General features: G+C 69.4%; 1 protein-coding gene. It reads right to left on the bottom strand.

The genetic code is table 11. From position 1 onward, the window contains the following. Nucleotides 1–2,621 (bottom strand): type I polyketide synthase (locus ACIRQP_RS42330; protein WP_403900799.1); only part of this gene is annotated, 2,621 nt, incomplete at both ends.

The raw sequence follows: 2,621 nt of genomic DNA, 5'->3' as shown, positions 1-2,621 counted from the left end.
GACGCCCGCACATGCCGCACCCAGTACTCCGGCGAACCCAACTCCTCGGCACTCGCCCGCACACCGGTCAACGTCGACACGATCGGAATCGCGGGCTCGCCGAACCGGACACCCGCGACCACCGCGCGGAACTCGTCGAGCATCGGGTCCATCAACGGCGAGTGGAACGCGTGGCTCACCCGCAGACGGGTCACCTTCCGCCCCGTCTCACGCCACAGCTCCGTCAACACATCCACATCAGCGGCAACACCCGAGATCACCACCGAGGTCGGACCGTTCACCGCGGCAATACCGACGGTCTCCGGAAGATCCGGCGCGACCTCGACCTCGGACGCCTGGACCGCCACCATCGCACCACCCTCGGGCAGCGCCTGCATCAGCGCACCGCGCGCCGACACCACCTTGGCGGCATCAGCCAACGACCACACACCCGCCACATGGGCCGCGGCCAGCTCACCGATCGAATGCCCCGCCAGCATGTCGGGGCGAACACCCCACGACTCCAACAGGCGGAACAGCGCCACCTCGACCGCGAACAACGCCGGCTGCGTCACCCCCGTCTCATTCAGAGCATCGGGGTCCTCACCGAACAGCACCTCACGCACCGCTGGATCGAACTCGCCCAGCACCTCGTCCAGGGCCTCGGCGAACACCGGGAACCGGGCGGACAGCTCATGCCCCATCCCGAGCCGCTGCGAACCCTGACCCGAGAACAGGAAACCCACCCGGTGCGATGTCGCCTCACCCATCACGACACCGGGCCCATCCCGCCCCTCGGCGAGAGCGGCGAGGGCCGACAGGAACTCGGACCGGTCAGCGGCGACCACCACCGCACGGTGGTCCAACGCTGTCCGCGACGTCGCGAGCGAGTAGCCGACATCGACAATCGCGTGCTCATCCATCATGGACATCAGACGCTCGGCCTGGCCACGCAGGGCACCCTCGCCGCGCGCCGACAGCACCCACGGCACCAGGCCGTCACGCACCGGCTCCGGAGCTTCCGCCCGCTCGGCGGCGGGTGCCTGCTCGATGATGGCGTGCGCGTTCGTCCCGCTCACACCGAACGACGACACGCCGGCCCGCCACGGCTGCCCGGTCTCCGGCCACGGCCGAGTCTCCGTCAGCAGCTCGACGGCGCCCGCTGACCAGTCCACATGCGACGACGGCTCGTCCACGTGCAGAGTGCGCGGCAGCACACCGTGCCGCATCGCCATCACCATCTTGATCACACCCGCCACACCGGCCGCGGCCTGCGTGTGACCGATGTTCGACTTGATCGACCCCAGCCACAGCGGTTCATCGGCGCGGTCCTGGCCGTAGGTGGCCAGCAAGGCCTGCGCCTCGATCGGGTCACCCAGCGTGGTGCCGGTGCCGTGCGCTTCGACCGCATCCACATCCGACGGAGACAATCTCGCGCTCGCCAACGCCTGCCGGATCACCCGCTGCTGCGACGGACCGTTCGGTGCCGTCAGACCATTCGACGCGCCATCCTGGTTCACCGCCGAACCCCGCACCACGGCCAACACCTGGTGACCGTTGCGCTGCGCGTCCGACAACCGCTCCACGAGCAGCATGCCGACGCCCTCGCCCCAGCCGGTGCCATCAGCACTGTCGGAAAACGCCTTGCACCGACCGTCCGGAGCCAGGCCACGCTGCCTGCTGAACTCCACGAACGAACCCGGCGTCGACATCACCGTCACACCACCGACGAGCGCCAGCTCGCACTCGCCCTTGTGCAGCGCCTGCGCCGCCAGGTGCAGCGCGACCAGCGACGACGAACACGCCGTGTCCACCGTCACCGCAGGACCTTCAAGACCGAACGTGTAGGACAGCCGACCGGAGATGACGCTCGCCGAGATACCGGTACCCGCGTACCCCTCGACACTCTCCGGCGCGGCCATCAACAACGCCGCGTAGTCCTGGCCATTGGTACCGACAAACACACCGGACCGACTGCCCCGCAACGAGTTCGGGTCGATGCCCGCCCGCTCGAAGGCCTCCCAGGAGGTCTCCAGCAGCAGCCGCTGCTGCGGATCCATCGCCAGCGCCTCACGCGGCGAGATCCCGAAGAACGCCGGGTCGAACTCGGCCGCGTCGGGCAGGAAGCCACCTTCACGCGCGTAGCTGGTGCCCGAGTGCCCGGGGTCCGGGTCGTACAGCGAGTCCAGGTCCCATCCCCGGTCGGCGGGGAACCCGGACACCGCGTCCACACCGGATTCCACAAGACGCCACAGGTCCTCCGGCGACTCGACCCCACCGGGGAAACGGCAGCTCATACCGACGATCGCGATCGGCTCATCGGTCACGGCCGCAGCGGATTCGTCGGCCGCGGCATCGAGCACCCCACCCAGCAGCTCGGCGCCGAGGTGCGCCGCGAGAACAGCGGGAGTCGGGTAGTCGAAGACGAGCGTGGCGGGCAGGGCCAGCTCGGTGGCCACGTTGAGCCGGTTGCGCAGCTCGACGGAGCTGAGCGAGTCGAATCCGAGCTCCTTGAACGCGCGGTCAGGTGCGACAGCGTGCGCCGAGCTGTGACCCAGCACCACGGCCACGTGGCCGAGCACGAGGTCCAGCAGTGCCTTCTCCCGGTCCGCGTCGGTCAGGCCCGCCAGCGACCGCGCCAA

The sequence above is a fragment of the Streptomyces sp. NPDC102274 genome (genome assembly GCF_044766385.1).
Classification (GTDB): Bacteria; Actinomycetota; Actinomycetes; order Streptomycetales; family Streptomycetaceae; genus Streptomyces.
Note: the sequence above shows the minus strand (reverse complement) of the source record. Positions and strands in the feature narration are given on the sequence as shown.